At 47.7% G+C, this 20,655-nt stretch carries 25 protein-coding genes; 18 read left to right on the top strand and 7 right to left on the bottom strand.

Translation table 11 applies throughout. From position 1 onward, the window contains the following. Positions 1–9: 9 nt before the first annotated feature. Both CXL14_RS17610 and CXL14_RS17605 read right to left on the bottom strand, forming a co-directional pair. Positions 10–132, bottom strand: coding sequence for a hypothetical protein (locus CXL14_RS17610; protein ID WP_003155105.1), 123 nt, complete (start codon positions 130–132; stop codon positions 10–12). A gap of 48 nt (positions 133–180) precedes the next feature. Beyond that, positions 181–1,032: a DegV family protein gene (locus CXL14_RS17605; protein WP_014417393.1), complete on the bottom strand. Its 852-nt coding sequence runs from the start codon at positions 1,030–1,032 to the stop codon at positions 181–183. Positions 1,033–1,157: 125 nt separating this feature from the next. Here CXL14_RS17605 and CXL14_RS17600 point away from each other — a divergent pair, with 125 nt between their 5' ends. Both CXL14_RS17600 and CXL14_RS17595 read left to right on the top strand, forming a co-directional pair. After that, a complete protein-coding gene (locus tag CXL14_RS17600) occupies positions 1,158–2,000 on the top strand; it encodes a YitT family protein (protein ID WP_007610547.1) in 843 nt (280 codons plus the stop codon). A gap of 14 nt (positions 2,001–2,014) precedes the next feature. Beyond that, a complete protein-coding gene (locus tag CXL14_RS17595) occupies positions 2,015–2,476 on the top strand; it encodes a BsuPI-related putative proteinase inhibitor (RefSeq protein WP_007409142.1) in 462 nt (153 codons plus the stop codon). A gap of 37 nt (positions 2,477–2,513) precedes the next feature. Here the strand turns inward: CXL14_RS17595 and CXL14_RS17590 are convergent, their stop codons facing one another. The 3 genes from CXL14_RS17590 to CXL14_RS17585 all read right to left on the bottom strand — a co-directional run bounded on the left by CXL14_RS17590 (position 2,514) and on the right by CXL14_RS17585 (position 3,758). Beyond that, positions 2,514–2,711 carry a DUF3813 domain-containing protein gene (locus CXL14_RS17590; RefSeq protein WP_003155097.1) on the bottom strand — a complete coding sequence of 66 codons (198 nt, stop codon included), beginning with the start codon at positions 2,709–2,711 and terminating at the stop codon, positions 2,514–2,516. Further along, positions 2,711–2,860: a hypothetical protein gene (locus CXL14_RS20255; protein WP_003155094.1), complete on the bottom strand. Its 150-nt coding sequence runs from the start codon at positions 2,858–2,860 to the stop codon at positions 2,711–2,713. The genes CXL14_RS17590 and CXL14_RS20255 overlap by 1 nt, the downstream gene beginning before the upstream one ends. Positions 2,861–2,945: 85 nt before the next feature. Then, a complete protein-coding gene (locus tag CXL14_RS17585; protein WP_007610550.1) occupies positions 2,946–3,758 on the bottom strand; it encodes a Cof-type HAD-IIB family hydrolase in 813 nt (270 codons plus the stop codon). 120 nt (positions 3,759–3,878) lie between these two features. On the opposite strand from CXL14_RS17585, the gene CXL14_RS17580 reads away from it, so the two are divergent. Then, positions 3,879–4,646 (top strand): prolyl oligopeptidase family serine peptidase, encoded by a 768-nt coding sequence (locus tag CXL14_RS17580; RefSeq protein ID WP_014417394.1) that lies wholly within the window; start codon positions 3,879–3,881, stop codon positions 4,644–4,646. Positions 4,647–4,708: 62 nt separating this feature from the next. Further along, entirely contained in the window at positions 4,709–5,017 is a 309-nt protein-coding gene (locus CXL14_RS17575) for a metal-sulfur cluster assembly factor (protein WP_003155088.1), read from the top strand. Between the two features lie 108 nt (positions 5,018–5,125). On the opposite strand, the gene fosM is transcribed toward CXL14_RS17575, so the two are convergent. Continuing rightward, on the bottom strand, positions 5,126–5,569 hold the full coding sequence (gene fosM, locus CXL14_RS17570) for a FosM family fosfomycin resistance protein (RefSeq protein ID WP_014417395.1): 444 nt from the start codon (positions 5,567–5,569) through the stop codon (positions 5,126–5,128). 185 nt (positions 5,570–5,754) lie between these two features. Between fosM and CXL14_RS17565 the strand changes: the two genes are divergently transcribed. From CXL14_RS17565 to CXL14_RS17520, 10 genes are all read left to right on the top strand, one after another. After that, complete coding sequence (locus CXL14_RS17565; protein WP_014417396.1) at positions 5,755–7,191, top strand: FAD-binding oxidoreductase; 1,437 nt, start codon at positions 5,755–5,757, stop codon at positions 7,189–7,191. Continuing rightward, positions 7,188–7,730: an MFS transporter gene (locus tag CXL14_RS17560; protein WP_014417397.1), complete on the top strand. Its 543-nt coding sequence runs from the start codon at positions 7,188–7,190 to the stop codon at positions 7,728–7,730. Before CXL14_RS17565 ends, CXL14_RS17560 begins: the two co-directional genes overlap by 4 nt. A gap of 133 nt (positions 7,731–7,863) precedes the next feature. Then, a complete protein-coding gene (gene argC / locus CXL14_RS17555) occupies positions 7,864–8,901 on the top strand; it encodes an N-acetyl-gamma-glutamyl-phosphate reductase (protein WP_014417398.1) in 1,038 nt (345 codons plus the stop codon). A gap of 22 nt (positions 8,902–8,923) precedes the next feature. Continuing rightward, positions 8,924–10,141: a bifunctional ornithine acetyltransferase/N-acetylglutamate synthase gene (gene argJ / locus CXL14_RS17550; protein ID WP_014417399.1), complete on the top strand. Its 1,218-nt coding sequence runs from the start codon at positions 8,924–8,926 to the stop codon at positions 10,139–10,141. Positions 10,142–10,155: 14 nt separating this feature from the next. Next, positions 10,156–10,932 carry an acetylglutamate kinase gene (argB, locus tag CXL14_RS17545; RefSeq protein WP_014417400.1) on the top strand — a complete coding sequence of 259 codons (777 nt, stop codon included), beginning with the start codon at positions 10,156–10,158 and terminating at the stop codon, positions 10,930–10,932. Further along, positions 10,929–12,086 (top strand): acetylornithine transaminase, encoded by a 1,158-nt coding sequence (locus CXL14_RS17540; protein WP_014417401.1) that lies wholly within the window; start codon positions 10,929–10,931, stop codon positions 12,084–12,086. Before argB ends, CXL14_RS17540 begins: the two co-directional genes overlap by 4 nt. Positions 12,087–12,155: 69 nt before the next feature. Beyond that, on the top strand, positions 12,156–13,214 hold the full coding sequence (locus CXL14_RS17535) for a carbamoyl phosphate synthase small subunit (protein ID WP_014417402.1): 1,059 nt from the start codon (positions 12,156–12,158) through the stop codon (positions 13,212–13,214). Next, positions 13,207–16,302 carry a carbamoyl-phosphate synthase (glutamine-hydrolyzing) large subunit gene (locus tag CXL14_RS17530; RefSeq protein ID WP_014417403.1) on the top strand — a complete coding sequence of 1,032 codons (3,096 nt, stop codon included), beginning with the start codon at positions 13,207–13,209 and terminating at the stop codon, positions 16,300–16,302. The genes CXL14_RS17535 and CXL14_RS17530 overlap by 8 nt, the downstream gene beginning before the upstream one ends. Then, entirely contained in the window at positions 16,290–17,261 is a 972-nt protein-coding gene (argF, locus tag CXL14_RS17525; protein ID WP_014417404.1) for an ornithine carbamoyltransferase, read from the top strand. The genes CXL14_RS17530 and argF overlap by 13 nt, the downstream gene beginning before the upstream one ends. A gap of 75 nt (positions 17,262–17,336) precedes the next feature. Further along, positions 17,337–17,516 carry a YjzC family protein gene (locus CXL14_RS17520; protein ID WP_003155070.1) on the top strand — a complete coding sequence of 60 codons (180 nt, stop codon included), beginning with the start codon at positions 17,337–17,339 and terminating at the stop codon, positions 17,514–17,516. Positions 17,517–17,552: 36 nt separating this feature from the next. Here CXL14_RS17520 and CXL14_RS17515 read toward each other — a convergent pair whose 3' ends face one another. After that, positions 17,553–17,738, bottom strand: a complete 186-nt coding sequence (locus CXL14_RS17515) for a YjzD family protein (protein ID WP_007409129.1) — start codon at positions 17,736–17,738, stop codon at positions 17,553–17,555. 260 nt (positions 17,739–17,998) lie between these two features. On the opposite strand from CXL14_RS17515, the gene CXL14_RS17505 reads away from it, so the two are divergent. The 4 genes from CXL14_RS17505 (at position 17,999) to CXL14_RS17490 (ending at position 20,630) form a co-directional block, all read left to right on the top strand. Beyond that, entirely contained in the window at positions 17,999–18,733 is a 735-nt protein-coding gene (locus CXL14_RS17505) for a lipase family protein (RefSeq protein WP_014417405.1), read from the top strand. A gap of 82 nt (positions 18,734–18,815) precedes the next feature. Then, positions 18,816–19,382, top strand: coding sequence for a Rossmann-fold NAD(P)-binding domain-containing protein (locus CXL14_RS17500; protein WP_032863798.1), 567 nt, complete (start codon positions 18,816–18,818; stop codon positions 19,380–19,382). A gap of 90 nt (positions 19,383–19,472) precedes the next feature. Further along, positions 19,473–20,426 (top strand): BMP family ABC transporter substrate-binding protein, encoded by a 954-nt coding sequence (locus tag CXL14_RS17495; protein ID WP_014417407.1) that lies wholly within the window; start codon positions 19,473–19,475, stop codon positions 20,424–20,426. A gap of 12 nt (positions 20,427–20,438) precedes the next feature. Continuing rightward, on the top strand, positions 20,439–20,630 hold the full coding sequence (locus tag CXL14_RS17490) for a ComZ family protein (protein ID WP_014417408.1): 192 nt from the start codon (positions 20,439–20,441) through the stop codon (positions 20,628–20,630). The last annotated feature ends 25 nt before the right edge of the window (positions 20,631–20,655 follow it).

Genomic DNA, 20,655 nt, shown 5'->3' with positions numbered 1-20,655 from the left:
GTTTTGCTTTTACAGATGGTCCGGTTTTTTGGAATTCTGGTTTTTTCCCGCCTGCCGGTTTTTTTCGGCAAGCCGGTTCTTTTTCTGATTTACGGCGTTATTGTCCAACGGTTTTTTGTCATCATCTTTCATGCGGCAAAGCCTCCCTTCTGTCCGTTAGGATGCCCGCCCGCATTGAAATTATGGCTTCAGGAAAAAAATCGCGAGCGTGCCCGGCCCGGAGTGGGCGCCGATCGCAGAGCCGATTGAATGAAGAATGATCTCTTTCGGATGGAACGCTTCTTCAATCATTTCCTTCATCCGAAGCGCCGTCTCCTCGTTATCTGCATAGCTGATCCCCACGGTTTGATCCGCCCAATCGCCGCCTTCTTCCTTCATCATTTCTATAATCCGTTTAAACAGTTTCTTTTGTCCGCGCAATTTTTCGAGCGGCACGAGCCTGCCGTCATCCACATGCAGAATCGGTTTGATGTTCAAAAGCCCCCCGACAAAAGCGGACGTTTTTGAAATTCTGCCGCCCCGCGCGAGATAAGCGACATCATCGACCGTAAATATATGTTTCATCCGTGCGCAAAAGCTCTTTACAGACGTTTCGATTTCTTGTATTGTATTCCCGTTAACACAGAGTGTTTGCGCGTGCATCACCGCGAGGCCGCAGCCCAATGAAGCGCATTTGGAATCTACAATCCGTAAATCAAAATCGGGAAATTCCTCTTTTACTTCATTGGCCATCATTACGGCCGTCTGATAGGTGCCGGAAAGACCTGAGGAAAAGGCGACGTATATCGCCGGTTCTCCCAGTTCCGCGTATTGTAAAAATACTTTTTTTATCGTATCCGGTGATGCCTGGGATGTTTTCGGAACTTTCCCGTCCCGCATCGCTTGAAATATATGATCCGCCTGAATGGTGACCGCGTCCTCATATTCGTTTCCGTCAAGTGTTACGTGCAGCGGAATGAACCCGATCCGGTTTTCTTCAATATAAGATTTCGGCAGGTCAGAGGCGCTGTCAGCAATAAGGTGAACTGTCATCATAATTCCCTTCTTTCCGATTGGTGAGAGTGATGCCAACTATATCATATAAATGTGGCAAAATAGTGTTCAAAACTTTGTTTTAAGGGAAAAGCTAATAATGAAAATGAGCGGAGGAGCAAGCCATGGTACTAGAACAAGCAAAAAAATTAGCAATCGTCGTCATCGGCGCGTTTCTGTATGCGGCGGGACTGAATTTATTCCTGATACCGGCGAATGTATATGCCAGCGGTTTTACCGGTGTCGCCCAGCTGCTGTCAAGCGTCGTTGATCAATACGCCCCCTTTTATATTTCGACAGGAGTTCTCATGTTCCTCTTAAACATTCCCATCGGTGTGTTAGGGTGGCTGAAAGTCGGCAGATCATTCACCGTATACAGCATATTAAGCGTAGCGATGACGTCCGTCTTTATGGGAATTCTCCCGGAAATGAGACTGTCGCACGATATTCTTCTGAATACCGTATTCGGAGGAGTCATCTCAGCTATCGGCATCGGTTTAACGCTGAAATTCGGCGCTTCGACAGGCGGTCTTGATATCGTGTCGATGGTGTTGGCCAAATGGAAGGATAAACCGGTCGGCACATATTTCTTCATTTTGAACGGGATTATCATTTTGACGGCAGGATTATTGCAAGGATGGGAGAAAGCATTATATACCCTTGTCGCTCTGTATGTCACAACAAGGGTGATTGACGCCATTCACACCCGCCACATGAAACTGACCGCCATGATCGTTACGAAAAAAGCCGATGAAATCAAAGAAGCGATTTACGGGAAAATGGTCCGCGGCATTACGACGGTGCCGGCAAAAGGCGCTTACACAAACGAACAGAAAGAAATGATGATCATCGTCATCACGCGGTACGAATTGTATGACCTTGAGAAAATCGTGAAAGAAGTCGACCCGAAAGCCTTCACAAACATCGTGCAAACGACGGGGATCTTTGGTTTCTTCAGAAAAGACTGATAGGAGCGGATAGAATGAAGTGGCTGTTTGGCCTGTTATTACCGGTCATTTTATTGATCGGGTGCAGCAGTCAATCCGGGCAGAAGGAGCCCGCTGAGGAGGTATCCGGAGAGATGAATGAACAGCAAGCGGAATTAGCCGTAAACCCTGTGCAGACGGATCAGCAGATCGAATTTCAAATGTCTTTAAAAAACAAAAGCGGCAGCCCGATCGATTTCACATTCAGCTCTGGGCAGAAATTCGAATTGACCGTACATGACCAACATCACAAAGAACTGTACCGCTATTCAAAAGACAAAATGTTTACTCAGGCGTTTCAAACCGTGACTTTAATGCCGAATGAAACGTATGACTTTTCAGATGTGTGGAAGAACGTGCCCGGTCCGGGAACATACACGGTGACGGTGACGTTTTTAGGGAAGTCCGATCAGATCGGAAAAAGGCTGAAAACGGTAAAAACATTTGAAGTGAAATAAAAAAGCGGCGCCCTCGTCTAAACGGGGCGCCTTTTTTTTATTGCAATTTCTCCAGCTGATCCTGAAATTGGTGCAGCTGCTGACGTTCTGCATCCGTCGAATTGGCGTACGCGGAAGACACGGCGTTTTTGGCGCGTGAGACGGCTTTTTCCTGATCGCCGTCCTCGAAACCGTTAGCAATCATGACGGCCTGCTGGACAAATGACTTGGCTTGAGAAAACAGTTCGTTTCTCATTAAAAGTCAACCTGCCTTTCAGCCGAATCTTTTGCTGCATCATGCTGTGCTTCCTCTAATGTAGACCGATATGGAAATCTTGCGTCATGAAGACTGACAGAGTCCTTGCCTTGCTGAATAAACCGTTTTGATTTGTTTCGTTTACCCATTGCAATGTCCCCCTTCCATATTTAGACGAGATGAGTCGTCTGTTTTAGTATGGGCGGAAGGCTTTTTGTTATGAGCGGCAAAACCTCACAGGGAGAAATAGGATTTTAAAAATTCGGCGATTCCGTCCGCTTCATTTGATCCCGTGACTCGGTCGGCGGCCTGTTTGACTTCATCCGTGCCGTTTCCCATCGCTACGCCGCACCCGGCAAATCGGAGCATTTCAAGATCGTTGTCTTCGTCGCCGAACGCGATGATCCGTTCTCTCGGCACTTGGTAATAGTCGCTGATTTTCTTCAGGCCGACCGCTTTATTCATCCCGTGTTTAATAATTTCAATCACATGCCAAGGAGCCGCCCATCTTCTGTGGTCAATGACCTCGGCGTGCACATCGGATAAATGCGCGCGTATGTCCGCGACGTCCTCTTCCTTCGCGTGAATCAATACGGACGTCACATCCTCTTGGACTGTTTCGCGCAGATCGCCGAATGTGACATTCGCCGTATTCATATGAAACGCCTCAATTAAATGCTCATCATGATAATGGAAGTACACATCATCAATGATCTCAGCGAGCACATTATGTATTTGATAGGTCTCTGTAAGTTCGGCAAGCTGTCTGACCACATCGACAGATAAGGACGTGTGGTATCGTCCCCATGACTCGTCTTTCGGGTGGTGGACAAATGCCCCGTTAAAATTGACAATCGGCGTTGTCAGCCCGAGCTCGTCATAATACATCGAACTGGAACGGAAAGGGCGGCCGGTTGAGATGCAGACATGATGACCCGCTTCTTTCAGCGTCTGAATCGTCCGCGCCGTTTCAGGGGAAATGGTTTTATCATCTTTTAATAAGGTTCCATCCAGATCTAAAGCGATGAGGTAAGGTTTTGTCTCCATAAATAACTCCTTTTGTCATGTAATTTGCTGTTTTTCTCTTATGTACAGTGTAGCTTTTTACCATCTTTATTGTCTACATGTTACACTTATGATTATGGTTATCCTAAGGAGGGAGTCAACGTGATTCTTATTGATCATCAAACCGTATCAGGCATTCCGTTTTTACATATTGTAAAAGAAGAAAATCGGGACCGTCCCGCTCCCCTTGTTTTCTTTATTCACGGTTTTACAAGCGCGAAGGAGCATAATCTTCATTTCGCTTACCTGCTTGCTGAAAAGGGATTCAGGGCGGTACTGCCGGAAGCTCTTTACCACGGTGAACGCGCTGAACAGCTGTCAGCAGAAGAGCTCGCCGTCCATTTTTGGGACATTGTATTAAATGAAATCGAGGAGCTTGACGTGCTGAAAAAGGATTTTGAAGCGCGCGGTCTGATTAAAGACGGGCGGATCGGTCTTGCGGGCACGTCAATGGGCGGAATTACGACATTCGGCGCGATGGCCGCGTATGATTGGGTCAAAGCCGGCGTCAGCCTGATGGGAAGCCCGAACTATACGGCGTTTTTTCAGCAGCAGATTGACCACATTCAAAAGCAGGACATCGACATTGACGTCACAAAAGAACAGGTCGATGAACTGTTTGCGCGGCTCAAACCGTTTGATCTCAGTCTGGAACCGGAAAAACTCCGGAGCCGCCCGCTGCTGTTCTGGCACGGCGTTCAAGACAAAGTCGTTCCGTATGCACCGACCCGCGGCTTTTATGAAACGATTAAACCTCATTACAGCAGCCGACCTGACCATCTTCAGTTTCTGAAAGACGAACGGGCTGACCATAAAGTCCCGAGATACGCCGTTTTAGAAACCGTCGCCTGGTTCGATAAGCATTTATAAAGCACAAAGGTGTTAACAAAACCCGCTTTTACGTTATACTGAGGAAAAAGGAGTGATGGAACGTGGAAGAAGCATTAAAAGAAAACATCATGGGCGCCTTGGAGCAGGTTGTTGACCCTGAGCTCGGCGTCGATATCGTTAATCTCGGCCTTGTATACGACGTTGATATGGATGACGACGGCCTGACGCACGTTACGATGACACTGACATCAATGGGGTGCCCGCTCGCTCCGATCATCGTCGACGAGGTGAAAAAAGCGCTCGCCGACATTCCGGATGTAAAAGAGACGGAGGTCCACATCGTCTGGAATCCGCCGTGGACAAGAGACAAAATGTCACGCTACGCAAAAATCGCATTAGGGATTCAGTAATAAGAAAATGCACCTCGGATTTTAGGTACATCCTAAAGTTTGGAGGTGCTTTTCTTTTGTCTGCATATAAGCGACAGTGAGGGTTTGTTTTGGATCGCAAACAAACCTTTATATATAAAATTTCATATGAGGTTTATCTTTTTTGTAATAGGACAGTCTGTCTTGGAGTGTGCCTGTGTGGAATTCAAATTTATGCCCATCGGGATCAGTAAAATAAATTGACTTTTGATCTTGTTTATCTCTAGGACGCCCATTTAATATATTTACATTTAGATTTTTTAGCCGTTGATGTATTGCATCAAAATCTTTTGGGTCAATTGTAAAGGCCATATGCGTATAAGATTTATGTATTTCATTTCTTGGTATATCCGCCTCTAAGTTAAGTGCAAGCCAAAGCCCGTTCAGATCAAAATATGCTGTCTTTTGCCCTTTAACCAGGAGTTGTGCATGAAATACTTTTTCATAAAATTCTATAGATCTTTCCAAATTTGAAACAGAAAAAAGAAGATGATTGATTCCTTTTATGTTTATTTTCCCCACCTCATTTAACATGTTTGTCTTAAACAATCCCTTTGGTAATACATCTGCATATATATCGATTATATACTGACTAAAAAATCATTTTAAGGATTTCTGTGTATTTTTTATGCCGTGTGTTTTCCGGTATCGGATTAAAAAGGAAAAAAACGGACGTAAGGCATGATATAATAGACCGGCTGCATGCGAGGGAGGAACCCATGAAGAAAAAATTACTTCTCATTATCCTTAGCATTCTTGTTTATACGGCGCTGTTCGCTGTTTCCGCTTTTCACAAAGAGCCGGAGCAGCAGGCAGGGACAATGACGGATGTCAGCCGTCTCATGCCCGTGAAAATTAAGCAGACGGTCAAAGGAAAAGAGAAAGAAACATTGATCGAAACCATTAAGGAAGCAAAGAGAAAGCATCTGAAGATCTCAATCGCAGGCGCCCAGCACTCAATGGGCGGCCAGACGTATTATGAAGACGGTATCGTTCTCGACATGACGGGCTACAACAAAATACTCGGTCTCGACCGAAAGAAAAAAATCATCAGAGTGCAGGCGGGAGCGACGTGGAATGATATTCAGCGCTATGTCAATCCGTACGGGCTCGCGGTAAAAGTCATGCAATCGCAAAACATTTTTACGATCGGCGGCTCACTGAGCGCCAACGCCCACGGCCGGGATATCCGATACGGTTCGCTGATTGATACGGTCAAATCGTTTCATCTTTTAAAGGCGGACGGCACAATCATCACCGTTACTCCGAAAGATGACCTGTTTTCAGCCGTCATCGGCGGCTACGGCCTGTTCGGCGTCATCCTTGACGCGGATATTGAGCTGACGGATGATGAACTTTATGAAATGAAAACGAAACGCATGAACGCTGATACATACAGTGAATATTTTACGCAGCATGTTCAGCGCAACCCCGCCGTGCGCATGCATCTCGCACGGATCGCAACAGGGGATAAAGGCTTTTTGCATGACATGTATGTGACTGATTACACGCTCTCAGACAATCAGAAAGAATTAAAGCAGCACAATGAACTGAAAGAAGATGAGCATCCGGCGCTGACGAAATTCGCGCTCGGCCTCTCCCGCCGGTATGACTGGGGCAGAAATTGGTTCTGGTCAACCCAGCAGTCTTATTTTCTCACCCAAAACGGCGTGAAAGTCTCCAGGAACAATGTCATGCGGTCAGAGTCGAAATTTTTGGAATATGAAAACACGGACAACACCGACGTGCTACAAGAATACTTCGTGCCCGTCGGCGAATTTGCGCCGTACATTCATGATTTACGCAAGACGCTGTCACATGAAGATCTCAATCTCGTAAATATTACGATCCGCTACGTGCAAAAAAATGAAAAAGCCGATCTGTCATACGCAAAGGAAGACATGTTTTCACTCGTCCTTTTAATCAATGAAGGGTTTTCAAAAGACGGCCAGGCGAGTGCGGCGCGGATTGTCAGAAAAATGACGGATACGGCATTGCGCCACCGCGGCAGTTATTATCTCCCGTATATGCTGTATCAAACGAAAGAGCAGATGCGCGAGGCATATCCGAAAAGCGATATGTTCTTTCAGAAAAAACACAAATATGATCCGGATGACTTGTTTATGAATTATTTTTATCAGAGGTACAAATCATGAAACACAACCATTTAAAATGGCTGATCCTGTCACAGAGCAGTGTCTTTTTTGCCGGCAGCCTGATCTTTCCGTTTTATATTTTATTTATTAAAAACATCGGTTCCAGCTACACGCAATTCGGTCTCTCATACGGCTTGTTCGGCCTGAGCGGCGCATTGATTCATCCGCTGCTCGGCCGGCTGTCGGCAAGACTGGATCCCCGCTGGTTCCTTATGGCGAATTCGTGGGGGATGGCGGTGCTTCTTCTGACGCTCCCGCACATTACCGGCGTGCACCAGGTTTATGTTGTGCAGGTGCTTTTGGGCCTGTTCGGCGCGATGCAAAAACACGGCGAGAAAATCATGATCGCCGATTACACCGACGGCGGGGAGCGGGGAAAAAAAGTCGGCAGCTATCATTTCTGGACGGCCGTATTTTCAGCTGCCGCCATTATTCTCGGCGGGTTTCTCGCTGATTTCTTTACGGTTTATATTATTTTTCACGCCAGCTCCGTGCTGTTTTTTATAAGCGGGCTGATGATGCTGAAGAAAACAGGCTGATCCGATCAGCCTGTTTTTTTGTCAGCGAAAACAGATGGAAAATGAATGAAAAAATATTAAATATACAATTGAATTAATTTTTATTCATGTTATAATGTTAAATAATTTCACAAAAACCAAGAAGGTGAACCCGTTGAAAATAGGTATTATAGGCGCTACTGGTTATGGAGGCGCCGAACTTGTCAGGATTCTTAACCATCACCCTTATGCAGAGGATTGTATATTATATTCATCGAGCGACGAAGGGAAAGAATATGCCGCTTCATATCCGCATTTGAGGAATATAGCGTCACAATCACTTCAGCCGCTTCATATAGAAACGATCCGAAACGAAATTGATGTCATGTTCATAGCCGCGCCGCCCGGCGTCTCCGGAGAGTGGTCGCCCAAGCTGGCGGAGGCGGGCATTCCGGTCATTGATCTATCCGGCGATCTGCGGATTCAAAACCCGGCCGTGTATGAAAAGTGGTATAAGCGGAAGGCCGCTCCGAAAGGAACGATTCAAAGCGCGGTTTACGGTTTAGCTGAACTGCAAAAAGAAGAGATTCAGACTGCAAAGCTGATTGCCAATCCGGGATGTTTTCCGACGGCTGTGCTGCTCGGGCTCGCCCCGCTGGCGAAGAATAAGCTTTTACAAGATTCATTTCTGATTGTTGATGCGAAAACGGGCGTATCCGGCGCCGGCCGAAAAGCATCCATGGGCACTCATTATTCTGAGCTGAATGATAATTTCAAAATTTATAAGGTTAATGAGCATCAGCATACTCCGGAAATTGAACAGCAATTAGCGGCTTGGCAGCCCGGAACAGGCCCGATCACGTTTTCCGCTCATTTGGCGCCGATGACAAGGGGCATTATGGCGACGATGTATACGGAGGCTCCCCCGGGTATGTCTGCTGCACAGGTAAGAGAATTGTATTCCGAATTCTACAAAGATTCATATTTTGTCAGAATCAGGCCGGAAGGTGAATTTCCGGCGACGAAAGAGGTATACGGCAGCAATTTTTGTGATATCAGTGTCACCGTGGATGAAAGAACAAACCGTGCCACCATCGTTTCTGTCATAGATAATCTGATGAAAGGCGCCGCGGGGCAGGCGGTTCAAAATTTAAATATCATGAATGGCTGGCAGGAAGAAACGGGACTTACGATGACGCCAGTCTATCCATAGAACGAAAGAGGGATTCAAAAATATGATTCAGCTGAGTGAGGAAATCACGAAAATAAAAGGCGGCGTATCCTCGCCGAAAGGGTTTGAGGCAAAGGGCGTGCACTGTGGTCTGCGCTATTCAAAAAAAGATCTCGGAGCGATTATCAGTGAAGCGCCTGCAGTCAGTGCAGCGGTATATACGCAGAGCCATTTTCAGGCAGCGCCGCTGAAAGTGACGCAAGCCAGCCTGAAAAAAGAGGGTGTGCTTCAGGCGGTTATCGTCAACAGCGCGATTGCTAACGCCTGTACGGGAGACCAAGGATTAAAGGACGCCTATGAAATGCGGGACGGCTTCGCGAGCCAGCTCGGCATTGAGCCGGAGCTTGTTGCGGTTTCGTCAACCGGGGTGATCGGCGAGCTTTTAGATATGAAAAAAATTCAAGCGGGCATTGAACAGCTCGGTCAAGCGCCGTCCGTGTCCGGAGCATTTGAAGAAGCCATTTTGACGACGGATACAGTGACGAAACAGACGTGTTATGAACTGGTGATCGGCGGAGACATCATCACGATCGGCGGAGCGGCGAAAGGCTCCGGCATGATCCACCCCAACATGGCGACAATGCTCGGCTTTGTCACAACGGACGCGGCCGTGGAAGAACAGGCGCTCAAAAACGCGCTCAGAGAGATTACGGATGTTTCATTTAACCAAATCACCGTTGACGGAGAAACATCGACGAATGACATGGTGCTTGTGATGGCGAACGGCTGCGCGGGGAATGATTGCCTGACGGAGCAGCACCCTGACTGGCCGGCTTTTAAAAAGGGATTAAAGCTTGTATGCGAAGACCTTGCCAAAGATATAGCCAGAGACGGTGAAGGAGCGACGAAATTAATTGAAGCCAGAGTCGAAGGCGCGAAAAATAACCTTGAGGCGAATATTATCGCCAAAAAAATCGTCGGTTCAAGCCTTGTGAAGACCGCCGTTTACGGCACAGACGCCAATTGGGGGCGCATCATCGGCGCAATCGGGCACAGTGCGGCAAGCGTAACGGCCGAACAAGTGGAAGTTTTCCTCGGCGGCCAGTGTCTGTTTAAAAACAACGAACCTCAGCCGTTTTCGGAAACTGATGCCAAGGAGTACTTATCAGGTGATGAGATTATGATTGCAGTCCGCATGCAGGAAGGCTCCGGCAGCGGCCGGGCATGGGGCTGTGACTTAACCTATGATTATATCAAAATCAATGCGAGCTATCGCACATAACAAAGGGGAGCGGCATGAAGAAAACCATCGTTTTTAAGTGCGGCGGAAGCGTGATCCGCGAGTTATCCGCCGATTTTTTTCAAAATGTAAAAGAGCTTATGCAATCGGGCTGGAACATTGCCGTCGTGCATGGAGGCGGCCCGGACATTTCAAGAATGCTGAAAACATTGCAGATTGAAACGGAATTTGTCGATGGACAGCGGAAAACGACCAAACCGGTGCTGGAAACAGCGGAAATGGTCTTGTCAGGGACGATCAATAAATTTTTCGTAACCGAACTCGCGAAAAACGGGCTGAAAGCCGCGGGAATATCAGGTAAGGACGGCGGTCTCCTTCAAGCATCCTATCTTAATCAAGACAAATACGGAGAAGTCGGCGAAATACAAAAAACCGATCGGTCAATCATCCAAGCGTTAATGAAAGCAGGCATCATTCCCGTTATCGCTCCGCTTTCCATGACAAGTGATTTCGAAACGCTGAACGTCAACGCAGACGCCGCGGCATCGGCCGTTGCTTCAGCCTTACACGCCGATAAACTTTTATTTGTCACGGATGTCGAAGGAATTATGGACGGAGAGAACAGGCTGGATACTTTGACGCCGCAAGAGATTCAGGCCCTCATAGATGACGGCGTGATTTCAGGAGGGATGATTCCGAAGGTAAACTCGGCATTATCGGCACTGAGTGAAGATGTCGAGGAAGTGATGATCGTAAACGGAAAAGGAGCGTTTTTCACCGATCAAGCCTTCCAAGGAACAAAAATCGTCAAAGAAAAGGAGAGCGTGTCATGAGCAGTCTATTTCAAACCTACAGCCGCTGGCCCATCGATATCAAAAAAGCGAAAGGGACAATCGCAGAGGATGAAAACGGAAAAACGTATCTCGATTTTATTCAGGGCATCGCCGTTTCCAATCTCGGCCATTGTCATGATGAGGTCACAGAAGCGGTGAAAGAACAGCTTGACAGCGTATGGCACGTTTCCAATCTGTTTGAAAATGATCTTCAGGAAAAAGCCGCGGCAAAGCTTGCCGAACATAGCGCGGGGGATCTCGTTTTCTTCTGCAACAGCGGGGCCGAAGCGAATGAAGGCGCCATTAAGCTTGCCCGTAAAGCAACGGGAAAGACAAAAATCGTAACATTTCATCAATCCTTTCACGGCCGGACCTATGCGGGGATGGCCGCCACCGGACAAGACAAAATCAAGACCGGTTTCGGACCGATGCTTCAAGGCTTTCACTATCTTCCGTTCAATGATCCGTCGGCATTCAGCACGCTTTCAAAAGAGGATGATATCGCCGCCGTCATGCTTGAGACGGTGCAGGGAGAAGGGGGAGTCAATCCCGCCGATCCGGAATTCATCGAAGCCTTACAGACATTTTGCCAAGACAAACAGACGCTGCTTATCGCAGACGAGATTCAAACCGGAATCGGCCGGACGGGCAAGGCATTCGGCTATGAGCATTTCGGCATCTCTCCGGACATCATCACTGCTGCGAAAGGGCTTGGAAACGGTTTTCCCGTCGGAGCCGTGATCGGCAAAAAGAAGCTTGGCGACGCCTTTACGCCGGGTACGCATGGTACGACTTTCGGCGGTAATAAGCTTGCCATGGCAGCTGTGAAAGCAACCTTGGACATTGTGTTTCAGCCGGACTTTCTCCAGGCGGCGGCAGACAAAGGATCATTTTTAAAAGCGCAGCTGAACCGTGAACTGACAGGGCCTTTTGTAAAAGAAATCCGCGGAAAAGGGTTATTAATCGGCATTGAATGCGCAGGTTCCGTGTCCGGCATCATCGGAGATCTGCAGGAACGCGGACTTCTCGTGCTTCCGGCCGGACCGAATGTCATCAGGCTGCTTCCGCCGCTTACAGTTTCTGAAGAAGAAATGCTGTCGGCCGTCAGTATGCTGAAAGCAGCGATCGAAGCGCATTCGGCAGTGAAACGGTAATTTTTTTTCGATATAAGGGTATAAAAATTCATGTTTTTAATTAATTATTCATCAAGAGGTGGGCTTTAGATGAAAGGCTATTTAGTATTGGAAGACGGAACATCATTCGGCGGTGAACTTGAAAAAGAGGCCCGCTGTGTTGGCGAAGCGGTTTTTTTCACCGGAATGACGGGCTATCAGGAAGTGCTTACTGACCCGTCATATAAGGGTCAGATCGTCGTCTTTACGTATCCTCTGATCGGAAACTACGGAATTAATGAAAAAGACCTCGAAAGTAAGATTCCTCAAGTCAAGGCTGTTGCCGTCTATGAAGCGTGTGAACATTTTTCTCACCATGAAGCAGTTTCAAGCTTGAGAGAGTATTTAAATAAATGGAACATCCCGCTCTTAACCGAAGTGGACACACGGGCCGTCGTCAAAACCATCCGCTCCGGCGGCACGATGAACGCTGCCGTGTCAACAACAGGAGAGATTCCCGCAGCATCCGGAACAGAAAACCCGGCGGAGCTGGCGCAGTCTGAAGACATCACGTCAATGGGAAACGGAGACCGGCATATTGCGCTGATTGATTTCGGTTATAAAAAATCAATCGCCTCGTCACTTGTAAAGCGCGGCTGTAAAGTAACGGTCATTCCGTATCAGCAGATGAACGCCGTTTATGACATTCAGCCTGACGGAATCGTGCTCTCAAACGGCCCGGGCGACCCGAAAGCGATTGCGCCGTACATGAACCGGATTAAGGCTTTACTGAAGGCTTTCCCCGCACTCGGCATTTGCCTCGGGCATCAGCTGATTGCCCTGGCTTTCGGAGGAAATACGTATAAGCTGCCGTTCGGCCACAGGGGTGCCAACCATCCCGTCATTGACCGGAAAACGAAACGGGTGTTTATGACAAGCCAGAACCACAGCTATGTCGTCGATGAAGCATCAATTGACGAAAACGAGCTGTCCATCAGATTTCACCATGTCAATGACACATCGGTGGAAGGGCTCATTCATAAGCGCCTTCCCGTATTAAGCGTCCAGTTCCACCCTGAAGCTCATCCCGGCCCGGCTGAGAGCGAGTGGATATTTGATGAATTTCTAGAGAAAGTGATACCAGCAAGGAGAGAAATCGCTCATGCCTAAAGATACAACCATTTCCAGCATATTAGTCATCGGCTCCGGCCCCATCATCATCGGCCAGGCGGCAGAATTTGATTATTCAGGAACGCAGGGCTGCATGGCTCTGAAAGAAGAAGGATACCGCGTTATTCTAGTCAACAACAACCCGGCAACGATTATGACGGATGAGGCGTTTGCCGATGAAATATATTTTGAACCGCTCACAACCGACAGCATCGAGGCCATTATTGAAAAAGAAAAACCGGACGGTCTGCTTGCCAATTTGGGCGGCCAGACGGCATTGAATTTAGCCGTTAAGCTTGAAGAAGCAGGCGTGCTGAAGAAGCATCACGTCAAGCTTTTGGGAACATCAGTGGAAACCATTCAAAAAGGCGAAGACCGGGAGCAGTTCCGCGCCCTGATGAAAGAGCTCGATCAGCCCGTTCCGGAAAGCGAAATCGTCGACAACGAAGAAGACGCCCTCCGTTTCGCTGAGTCTATCGGATTTCCGGTCATTCTGAGACCGGCGTACACGTTAGGCGGAAAGGGAGGCGGAATCGCGAAAACGAAAGAAGCGTTTCAGACGCTTATTAAACAGGCGCTGTTAGCAAGCCCGATCAGCCAATGCCTCGTCGAAAAAAGCATCGCCGGATTTAAAGAAATCGAATATGAGGTCATGCGCGACAGCAATCATACATGCATCACCGTCTGCAATATGGAAAACATCGATCCCGTCGGCGTGCATACAGGAGACTCCATCGTCGTCGCACCGTCCCAGACGTTAACGGATGAAGAATATCAGATGCTGCGTTCAGCAAGCCTGGCGATTATTTCGGCGCTGGATGTGGTCGGCGGCTGCAACATTCAATTTGCGCTGGATCCGTTCAGCAAACAGTACTATGTCATTGAAGTGAACCCGCGTGTCAGCCGTTCATCGGCCCTCGCGTCAAAAGCGACCGGCTACCCGATTGCCAAAATGGCGGCGAAACTTGCCGTCGGCTATACGCTCGACGAACTGAAAAATCCGCTGACGGGCTCTACTTATGCAAGCTTTGAACCGGCGCTTGATTATGTCATCGTCAAATTCCCGCGCTGGCCGTTTGATAAGTTTAAACATGCCGATCGCACGCTCGGAACGAAGATGAAAGCGACGGGAGAGGTCATGGCGATCGAAAGAAATATGGAAGCGGCCATTCAAAAAGCGGCGGCCTCCCTTGAGCTGAAAACGATCGGCACCCGCCTGCCTGAACTCGGCGGCTGTACGATCAATCAGCTGTGGGAATTAGCGGTAACGCCGGATGACCGGAGATTTTTCGTCGTCATGGAACTGTTAAGCCGCGGTGAAACGATAGAAGACATCCATGCCAAAACGAAAATTGACCCGTTTTTTCTCCATGTATTCCGAAATATCATCACATTGGAAAACAAGCTGATGGAAGAAGGGGATCATCTGTCTGTCCCGCTTTTAAAGCAGGCGAAGGTAAAAGGCTTCACTGATGTCATGATCGCATCTCTCACGGGAAAAACGGAAGAAGACATCCGTGCTCTCAGAAAGAAATCAGGCATCGTCCCGTCGTTTAAAATCGTAGATACATGCGCCGCTGAATTTGATGCCAAGACGAATTATTTCTACTCCACCTATCTAGGGGAAAGTGATGGAGATATCAGCCGAAAAGAGAAAAAACGCGCCCTCATCATCGGCTCCGGCCCGATCCGCATCGGTCAGGGAGTGGAATTTGATTACAGCGCCGTCCACGGCGTTCTGACCCTGCAAAAGCTGGGGTATGAAACGATTATGATCAATAACAATCCGGAAACAGTAAGCACGGATTATGAAATCGCCGACCGGCTTTATTTTGAACCGCTGACGACAGAACATATTTTGAACGTGGCGGAACATGAAAACATTGATTTTGCCATCGTCCAATTTGGGGGACAGACCGCGATCAATGCCGCTGAACCGCTGGAAAAAGCGGGCATTCCGCTGCTCGGAACATCCTTTGAAACCCTTGATGCGCTGGAGGATCGGGATCTGTTTTATCAGCTGCTTGATGATCTTGACCTGAAACATGCCAAAGGCGAAACCGCTTATTCAAAAGAAGAAGCAACGGAAAAAGCAAGCCGAATCGGCTACCCCGTGCTGATCCGTCCGTCTTATGTCATCGGTGGGATGGGCATGATCATCGTTGATTCAGAAGCGCAAATGTCAGAACTGCTGGAAAATGAAGCGGGCATGCCGTATCCGATTTTGATCGATCAGTACATTACAGGAAAAGAATTGGAGATCGATCTGATTTCCGACGGACATGAAGTATTCGTGCCGACTTACACAGAGCATATTGAACGCGCCGGCGTCCATTCGGGCGACAGTTTTGCGATTCTTCCGGGTCCGTCTGTCACACCTGATATGCAGCGGAATATAAAAGAGGCCGCCGAAAAAATCGCGGTAAAACTGGCTTTTAAAGGCATCATGAACATTCAGTTTGTCATTGATGACAAAGGAGATATTCTCGTTCTTGAAGTGAACCCGCGGGCAAGCCGCACGGTTCCTGTCGTGTCTAAGGTAATGGGGGTGCCGATGATCCCGCTTGCCGCCAGATTGCTGGCCGGCGCTTCCCTTAAAGACATCAAGCCCGAGGTTCAAAATCAGCACGGAACGGCAGTGAAATTCCCGGTTTTTTCTTCGCACGCCATTCAGGATGTGGACGTAAAGCCCGGGCCGGAAATGAAGTCGACCGGAGAAGGCATGTGTGTCGCGTTTGACGCAGAAAGCGCCCTGAAAAAAATCTACGCGCACGTCTGGGAGAAAAAAGGCAGCATCTATCTGGAAGGCTGTGATGCGGAATTGGAACGTCAGGCTCAAGAGGCGGGATTTACGGTATGCAAAGATGCGTTCCCGGCATGGGCAGAGCGAAAGGATAAAGCGGTCCATATCAATTTCAATTACTCTGAAGAAGCGCGTAAACAACGGATCGAAGCCATGACGCACGGCGTGACGGTCTTTACTGAACCGGAAACCGTAAAGGCATTTTTAGCAAGCGGCTCCGGCAAACCTCAGCCTGTATCGCTCAAAGATCTTTATCAAAAGGAAGTGGCATCATGCACACAATAAAAGCGGAACACACATTAACCCATTTGTACGGCAAAGATTTTCTTTCCTTAAAAGATGTCAGCCCGTCAGACATCAATGCGCTTTTGACAGAAGCTTCATTATTAAAACAACATCCGATACAGCCGATTTTCCAAGGGAAAACATTGGCGATGATTTTTGAAAAATCTTCAACCCGCACACGTGTGTCTTTTGAAGCGGGAATGGCCCAGCTCGGGGGAACGGGACTATTTCTTTCAAGCAGCGACCTGCAGCTTGGGCGGGGGGAGACGGTCGCGGATACGGCGAAGGTGCTGTCCGGCTTCGTTGATGCCATAATGATCCGCACCTTTGAACATGAAAAAGTCGAAGAGCTTGCTGAGCATGCAGATATTCCTGTCATAAACGGGCTGACCGACCGGTATCACCCGTGTCAGGCACTCGCGGATCTGTTAACGATACAAGAAATAAAAGGAAAATTAAAAGGAGTAAAAGCCGCCTATATCGGTGACGGAAATAATGTAGCGCATTCACTAATGATCGGCTGCGCAAAAATGGGCTGTGACATTGCGGTTGCTTCGCCGAAAGGCTATGAAGCCGAAGAAGAGGCTGTGAATGCCGCAAAAGAAGCGGCGGCTGTTTCCGGAGCGAAAATCACACTTACCGAAAATCCGCAGGAAGCGGTGCGGGATGCAGACGTGATTTACTCCGACGTCTTCACGAGCATGGGGCAGGAGGAAGAGACGCAGCAGCGGCTGAATGTGTTTGCCCCGTATCAAGTCAACGCCTCACTTGTCAGTCTCGCCAAACCTGACTATACATTTTTGCATTGCCTGCCCGCGCATCGGGAAGAAGAGGTCACGTCCGAGATTATCGACGGCCCGAACTCTGCGGTATTCCAGCAGGCGGAAAACCGGCTTCACGCGCAAAAAGCGCTCCTGAAAGCTCTTCTATACAAACAGGATGAACAAAAAAACCGCTGAACCTCATTCAGCGGTTTTTGATATTTCTCCGCATACAAGCGCATACTACATAAAAAAGAAAAAGGAGGAAATGACGTGGGACAGCAGCATCAATTCCGCCCGGGACAAAAAGCGCCGAATAACGGTGTGTACGTTGAAATCGGCGAAACGGGAAGCATGGTCAAAAATCCGCAGAAAATCAAGCTCACAGTGGGAGAAATGTTCCCTGAAACTTCAAACCACAACAGATTATGGACGTATCAACGAAAACCGTGAACACAAAAAAACCTGCTGAATAGCAGGTTTTTTTATTTAATGCTGGCTTGCATCCTGTTTGACAGGCATGATCTCCGCAAGAACAAAGACAAGCACCGCAATAACTACGGCAATAACGGATGATTGCTTGAAATTGTACGCCGCACTGTTCATGGAGGCGACCAAATAACAGGCCATATGTGTTAAAAGGAACGTCCAAATAAAACCGATAATAAACCGCACGTTTCCACCTCGTCCTTCATTTTATTCTACGTTGTATCATACCATACATAAAGCGCGGGCGGAAGGTCATTTTCTCATCAAAAAGCGCGCCTGAAACTGACATTTGCCCGCCTGTCAGGCCGTCTGAAGGAAAATTCGGTTCCCGTGCTCGGGATAATAGCCAAAACATAGCAGCAAATAGGAGTTTATCCGATCCGTTTTCATTCTTCTTACATATGATAGCCAATAGAGAGATTAGGAGTAAAAGGAGGCGGGCAGGCATGGGGATAACGGAAAGATTCTTCCAATTCGGATCTGAGCTGAACGTCATCCATCTGCCGTATCGGCCGAACGGCTTCTGTATCTTTATTCTGGGGGACAGAACCCACTTTGTCAGCCGGGACTCAAGCTTTTGGCTCGAACATGAAGGGAGAAACCAGCTGTTAAATACGATGCTTGACAGAGGGTACACCATTTTCAACAGCAATTTATACGGACGGCATTGGGGTTCGGAAAAAGCCGTCCTTTACGCCAGACAGCTGATTCATTATGTGCTGAAACAAGAAACCCTCAATCCGAAAATACACTTGCTCGCAGAAGGCATGGGCGCCCTCATCGCCGATCAATTGCTGCAGTCTTCACCGGAGCATATCCGTTCAGCCGCAATGTTAGATCCTTGTCTTGATCTTCAAGCCCATTTTGAATCAGAGAAAGAAAATAAGTTTTTTTATAAGCAGTTTCTGAGGGAAACGGCACAAAGCTTCGGTGTTTCTGAAAAAGAGGCAAGCTCACTGAGCTATCAGACCATTACCGGCTGCCGCACCCGCGCGCCGGTACATATATGGCAAAGAACGACCGGAGCGCCGTACCCGTACACCCTGCATGCGAACGCGTATAAAGAAGCCCGGGAAAAGACCGGAAGCAAGACTGATATCACGTATCACCTGCTTGAGAACCCTGCGCGTATGTACAGAGCCATCTGCCGGTTTTTCCGCAGTCATGAAAAAGACCTGTAATGAATAGAATACAACAGCCATCTCTTTTCAGAGGGCTGTTTGGCTTGTGTGCGAATGAATAACCGGAAAGGCGGCAGATGTGATGAAGACAGCGTTGATCATTGGAGCAGATGAATTTCTCGGCCTTTCATTGTGCGAACGGTTGATGGATGAGGGTGTGCATGTTGATGTCATTTTGGCAGAACCGGAGGACAAAACGAGGCAGCTGTATTTAGAAGAACGTTTAATGTGGCTCGCGAGAAACGGGCTTTTTCAAATAATAGATGAAATCGGTGAAAAGGAATACGATCGTATCTGCGTTCAATACGGGAGCGGGTGTCTGCCTGAAGAAAGGGCTGAGCCTTTATATTGGATTGTTTACAGTGAGGATCACGGAGACTGGGAAAAAAACGGTCAGCGGGATACGGCAAAAGCGATTATCCTTCCTCCCCTCTACGGTCCGTGGACGGAAGCAAAAGAAGATGGCGAAAGCAGGATCTATTTAGAAGACGCAGTCTGCGGGCTGATGAATCAGCTTGAGGCTGACGGTACAGAAGACGAAAACCAGATTATTACCCTGGAAATAAAAGAAAAAACACAAAAAACGGAAGCGGAAGAAAAAATTAAAGAGTGGAAAAGACAATTTTCATCAATATTCGACATTTTTTAAGAAATACCTTCCATGTTATGTGCATTACCGCTACAATAAACGTATATCAATTTATACATGTTATGAGTTTGAAAAGGGGTTGAACATGGCTTGATCACCAGGCTTGTCATGACCTTTTCTGTCCTCCTTTTATTGAGCGGATGCGCACAAACTCCGTTTAAAGGAAAAATTGAGAAGGTCGGAATGCTTTTTCCCGATACCATCAGTGACTTGGTATGGGGGACAAAAGGTTACAAAGGTTTATTAGCGATACAATCTGAATTTAACGTTGACGTTTATTATAAAGAAAATATCAGATCCGATGAAGATATTTTAAAAGCGATAGATGATTTTCATAAAAAAGGAGTCAATCTTTTATACGGGCACGGAAATGAATACGAGGAAATTTTCAATATGATCAGCAAGGATTATCCCGACATGGAATTCGTCGTCGCAAACGGAACGGCGAAAAGCGATAATGTCACAAGCGTTCATCTTATGGGAGAAGCAATGGGCTTTTTCGGGGGAATGACGGCCGCCCATATGTCAAAAAACAATGAGGTCGGCGTCATCGCCTCTTTTTTGTGGCAGCCTGAAGTAGACGGCTTTATCAAAGGAGCGAAATATGAAAAGCCTGATATCACCGTCAATACTGAATTTACGGACCACTGGGATAACGGCAATGAAGCGCTGCATCTTTACGAGAAGTTAAAAGCGGAAGGCACGGATGTTGTATATCCGGCCGGAGACGGGTATAATGTTCCTGTCATTCAGCAAATCAAAAAAGACGGGCTTTACGCCATCGGCTATGTCGCCGAGCAATCGAATCTCGGCAAAAACACGGTGCTGACAAGCACGGTGCAAAACGTAGATAAAGCCTATACATTAATTGCCGAGCAATATAATAAAGGTACGCTCAAGAGCGGAGATCACAACTTTGATTTCAGGGAAGGAGTCGTTGAAATGGGGACGTTCAGCCCTCTGGTGGACAAAGCATTTCAAGACAAAATCTCAGACCTTGTCAAAACGTATAACAGAACAAATGAACTGCCGTCAAATGAATAGAGGTGGATATACATGCAGCATGAAAAGTCTCTTGAATTTATGCAGATCGCGATGAAATACCTGCCGGAAGCAAAGGCGGAGCTTGAGAAATCCGGCATAGATCTGTCTATGGAAATAATTCAGCCGTTTATGGACCTGTTTACATCGGTCATGGCGGAAGCGTATGAGCTTGGCAGATCTGATGCCGGGGAGCTGAATAAATAAAGAGAGCCACTTTTCATGAAGTGGC

It is taken from the genome of Bacillus sp. SJ-10 (assembly GCF_002843505.1).
GTDB lineage: Bacteria > Bacillota > Bacilli > Bacillales > Bacillaceae > Bacillus > Bacillus velezensis.
Note: the sequence above shows the minus strand (reverse complement) of the source record. Positions and strands in the feature narration are given on the sequence as shown.

Bases quoted from the DNA above. Each gene is read 5' to 3' on its own strand.
- CXL14_RS17610 (WP_003155105.1), bottom strand. From the start codon at position 132: ATGAAAGATGATGACAAAAAACCGTTGGACAATAACGCCGTAAATCAG.
- CXL14_RS17605 (WP_014417393.1), bottom strand. From the start codon at position 1,032: ATGACAGTTCACCTTATTGCTGACAGCGCCTCTGACCTGCCGAAATCT.
- CXL14_RS17600 (WP_007610547.1), top strand. From the start codon at position 1,158: ATGGTACTAGAACAAGCAAAAAAATTAGCAATCGTCGTCATCGGCGCG.
- CXL14_RS17595 (WP_007409142.1), top strand. From the start codon at position 2,015: ATGAAGTGGCTGTTTGGCCTGTTATTACCGGTCATTTTATTGATCGGG.
- CXL14_RS17590 (WP_003155097.1), bottom strand. From the start codon at position 2,711: ATGAGAAACGAACTGTTTTCTCAAGCCAAGTCATTTGTCCAGCAGGCC.
- CXL14_RS20255 (WP_003155094.1), bottom strand. From the start codon at position 2,860: ATGGGTAAACGAAACAAATCAAAACGGTTTATTCAGCAAGGCAAGGAC.
- CXL14_RS17585 (WP_007610550.1), bottom strand. From the start codon at position 3,758: ATGGAGACAAAACCTTACCTCATCGCTTTAGATCTGGATGGAACCTTA.
- fosM (WP_014417395.1), bottom strand. From the start codon at position 5,569: ATGTTAAATGAGGTGGGGAAAATAAACATAAAAGGAATCAATCATCTT.
- CXL14_RS17565 (WP_014417396.1), top strand. From the start codon at position 5,755: ATGAAGAAAAAATTACTTCTCATTATCCTTAGCATTCTTGTTTATACG.
- CXL14_RS17560 (WP_014417397.1), top strand. From the start codon at position 7,188: ATGAAACACAACCATTTAAAATGGCTGATCCTGTCACAGAGCAGTGTC.
- argJ (WP_014417399.1), top strand. From the start codon at position 8,924: ATGATTCAGCTGAGTGAGGAAATCACGAAAATAAAAGGCGGCGTATCC.
- argB (WP_014417400.1), top strand. From the start codon at position 10,156: ATGAAGAAAACCATCGTTTTTAAGTGCGGCGGAAGCGTGATCCGCGAG.
- CXL14_RS17540 (WP_014417401.1), top strand. From the start codon at position 10,929: ATGAGCAGTCTATTTCAAACCTACAGCCGCTGGCCCATCGATATCAAA.
- CXL14_RS17535 (WP_014417402.1), top strand. From the start codon at position 12,156: ATGAAAGGCTATTTAGTATTGGAAGACGGAACATCATTCGGCGGTGAA.
- CXL14_RS17530 (WP_014417403.1), top strand. From the start codon at position 13,207: ATGCCTAAAGATACAACCATTTCCAGCATATTAGTCATCGGCTCCGGC.
- argF (WP_014417404.1), top strand. From the start codon at position 16,290: ATGCACACAATAAAAGCGGAACACACATTAACCCATTTGTACGGCAAA.
- CXL14_RS17505 (WP_014417405.1), top strand. From the start codon at position 17,999: ATGGGGATAACGGAAAGATTCTTCCAATTCGGATCTGAGCTGAACGTC.
- CXL14_RS17500 (WP_032863798.1), top strand. From the start codon at position 18,816: ATGAAGACAGCGTTGATCATTGGAGCAGATGAATTTCTCGGCCTTTCA.
- CXL14_RS17490 (WP_014417408.1), top strand. From the start codon at position 20,439: ATGCAGCATGAAAAGTCTCTTGAATTTATGCAGATCGCGATGAAATAC.